Annotated in this window: 4 protein-coding genes; all 4 read right to left on the bottom strand. The window is 66.2% G+C overall.

Translation table 11 applies throughout. The annotated features are described in order from the left end of the window. Positions 1-469 (bottom strand): sigma 54-interacting transcriptional regulator (locus JHD07_RS29215; protein ID WP_291628472.1); only part of this gene is annotated, 469 nt, incomplete at its 3' end. Between the two features lie 57 nt (positions 470-526). Then, a complete protein-coding gene (gene fliN / locus JHD07_RS29210) occupies positions 527-877 on the bottom strand; it encodes a flagellar motor switch protein FliN (RefSeq protein ID WP_057027996.1) in 351 nt (116 codons plus the stop codon). A 3-nt stretch (positions 878-880) separates the two neighbouring features. Beyond that, a complete protein-coding gene (locus tag JHD07_RS29205; RefSeq protein WP_291628469.1) occupies positions 881-1,504 on the bottom strand; it encodes a FliH/SctL family protein in 624 nt (207 codons plus the stop codon). Then, positions 1,504-2,592 carry a flagellar motor switch protein FliG gene (gene fliG / locus JHD07_RS29200; RefSeq protein ID WP_291628467.1) on the bottom strand — a complete coding sequence of 363 codons (1,089 nt, stop codon included), beginning with the start codon at positions 2,590-2,592 and terminating at the stop codon, positions 1,504-1,506. The genes JHD07_RS29205 and fliG overlap by 1 nt, the downstream gene beginning before the upstream one ends. Positions 2,593-2,752: the final 160 nt, after the last annotated feature.

The following is a 2,752-nucleotide window of genomic DNA, read 5'->3' as shown; positions in this document are numbered from 1 at the left end:
GCACTTCCTTGCCGGTGCCGGATTCGCCGGTGATCATCACCGAGGCGTCGGAGCCGGCGATCTGCTGGGCCAGCTTGATCACCCTGGCCATCGCGTCGTCGCGATAGACCAGCTCGCGGGAATCGTTGGCGACGGCGGCGAGCACCGCAGCGATCAGTTCCGGATCCGGCGGCAGCGGGATGTATTCCTTGGCGCCGGCATGGATCGCGGCGACCGCGGCGCGGGCGTCGTTGGTGATGCCGCAGGCGACGATCGGGGCGTGGATGTGCTCGGCCTCCAGCCGCAGCACGAGGTCGCGGATGTCGAGGGCGACGTCGACCAGCAGGAGGTCGGCGCCCTTGCCGCCGCGCAGCACGCGCATCGCCTGCTCGTGATCCTCGGCATGGGTCACGGTGGCGCCGTTCTCCATCGCGATCTTGGTGGCGGTGGTGAGCTGGCCCTTCAATGTGCCAACGATGAGAAGCCGCATGTCAGTCTCCTGTCCGTCTGTTCGCGCTGCCGCGCGTCATGTCCTTGCGTTGTCGTGTCAGCCGCGTTCGGCCTTGATGATTTCCGTCATGGTGACGCCGAGCTTGTCCTCGACCAGGACGACCTCGCCGCGGGCGACCAGCTTGTTGTTGACGTAGATGTCGATGGCTTCGCCGACGCGGCGGTCGAGCTCGAGCACGGTGCCGGGCCCGAGCTTGAGGAGCTCGCCGACATCCATCTTGGAGCGGCCGAGCACGGCCGAGACCTGCACGGGAACGTCGAATACCGCTTCGAGATCGGCCGCGGCACGCGCCGCGTATTCGTCCTCGTTGTAGCCGACGTCGGTGCCGGTGGGCGGCATCGGGCCGTTGAGATCGGGCAGCGGGACCTGTCCGTCAGTGTCGCTCATGGCTTAATTCCCCCTGCGGGACGCGATGTAGCGTCCGACCATTTCGTCGATCTTGGCGGCGATGGCGCCGCGCTCCAGCACGACGCCGCCATCGGCCCATTCGATCCGGCAGTCGCCGGTGGCAATCTCCGGCTCAGCCAGGATCACCAGCCGGCCCTCGAAGCCGCTCTGCCTGGCCAGCCGCTCGATCTTCTCGCGCGCGGCCTCGTAGAGCGCATCGTTGACGCGGACGACGAGATGCGGCGTTGCGACCAGATGCGAGAAGCAGTCCTTGACCAGCGCGACGACCTCGCCGAGCGGCTCGGCGGCGACGAGGTCGGCGCACAGCTTCTTCGCCACTGCGACCGCGACCTCGACCGCCTCGGTCTCCATCCGGGTCTCGATGTTGCCGATGCCGGAGGCGACGCCCCGGATCGCGATGTTGATCTCTTCCATGGCAAGCGCAATGCGGCGGTCGCTTTCGGCCTTGGCCTCGCGCTGGCCGGCGGCAAATCCGTCCTGGTAGGCGCGAGCCTCGGCTTCCGCGACCTTCTGGGCGATCTCGGCCGCGGTCGCGGCCTTCTCGCGCGTCGACCGCTCCGGCGCCGCGAAGTCGGTATCGAACAGGAATTTTGCCGGAGCGGCCATCAGTACACCAGCTCGTCGTCGGCGCGGTTCTTGGTCAGCATGATCTCGCCCTTGGCGGCGAGATCCTTGGCGAGATTGACCAGCAGCGCCTGGGCCTCGTCGACGTCGCGCAGGCGCACCGGGCCCGCCGCGGCCATGACGTCCAGCAGCATCTTGGCGGCGCGGCTCGACATGTTGCCCATGAAGAAGTCGCGCACGGTCTCGTTGGCGCCCTTGAGCGCGATGCCCAGCTTGTCCTTGTCGACATGGCGCATCAGCGTCTGGGCCGATCCGGCGTCGAGCTTGACCAGGTCGTCGAAGGTGAACATCAGCGCCTTGATGCGCTCGGCCGATTCGCGGTTGTCCTCTTCCAGCGAGGTGATGAAGCGGGTTTCGGTCTGGCGGTCGAAGTTGTTGAAGATTTCCGCCATCACTTCGTGGGCGTCGCGGCGGCGGGTCTGCGACAGGTTGGACATGAATTCGGTGCGCAGCGTCTTCTCCACGCTCTCGATCACCTCCTTCTGCACCGCCTCCATCTTCAGCATGCGGTTGACGACGTCGAGCGCGAGCTCCTCCGGCAGGATGCCGAGCACGCGGGCGGCGTGCTCCGATTTCAGCTTCGACAGCACCACGGCGATGGTCTGCGGGTATTCGTTCTTGAGATAGTTTGCGAGCACCTCTTCCTGCACGTTGGAGAGCTTTTCCCACATGTTGCGTCCCGCCGGGCCGCGGATCTCGTCCATGATGCCGTTGACCCGCTCCGGCGGCAGGTATTGCTGCAGCAGCCGCTCGGTGGCGTCGAAATTGCCCATCAGCGCCCCCGAAGCCGACATGCGCGAGACGAATTCGAGCAGCATGTCCTCGACGGTCTCGACCTCGACGGTGCCGAGCGTCGACATCTCCAGCGAGAGCTGGCGCACCTCGTCGTCGTCGAGCAGGCCCCAGATCTTGCCGCCATATTGCTCGCCCAGCGCCAACATCAGGATCGCAGCGCGCTTGGGCCCGGCCAGCGCTTCGGACTTGCCCACGCGGCTGCCGGCGCGCTGGCCCAGCGTGGAGATCACGCTGGTGATGTCGTTGGAGTTGGCGTTTTGGATGGAGGCGGCCATTTCAGATCACTTCTTGATTCGCTTGGCGGAGTTGCTTGGCGGAGTTGCTCGTTACTTCGCAGGCTCGGTCAGCCACTGACGGATGATCGCGACTGTTTCGTTGGGGTTGCGTTCGGCGAGCTCGCCGACGCGATGAACGGACTGGGCATGGACCTGGCCC

The sequence above is a fragment of the Bradyrhizobium sp. genome (assembly GCF_016462955.1).
GTDB lineage: Bacteria > Pseudomonadota > Alphaproteobacteria > Rhizobiales > Xanthobacteraceae > Bradyrhizobium.
The sequence above is the reverse complement of the archived record's forward strand: the minus strand, read 5'-3'. Positions and strand labels throughout refer to the sequence as shown.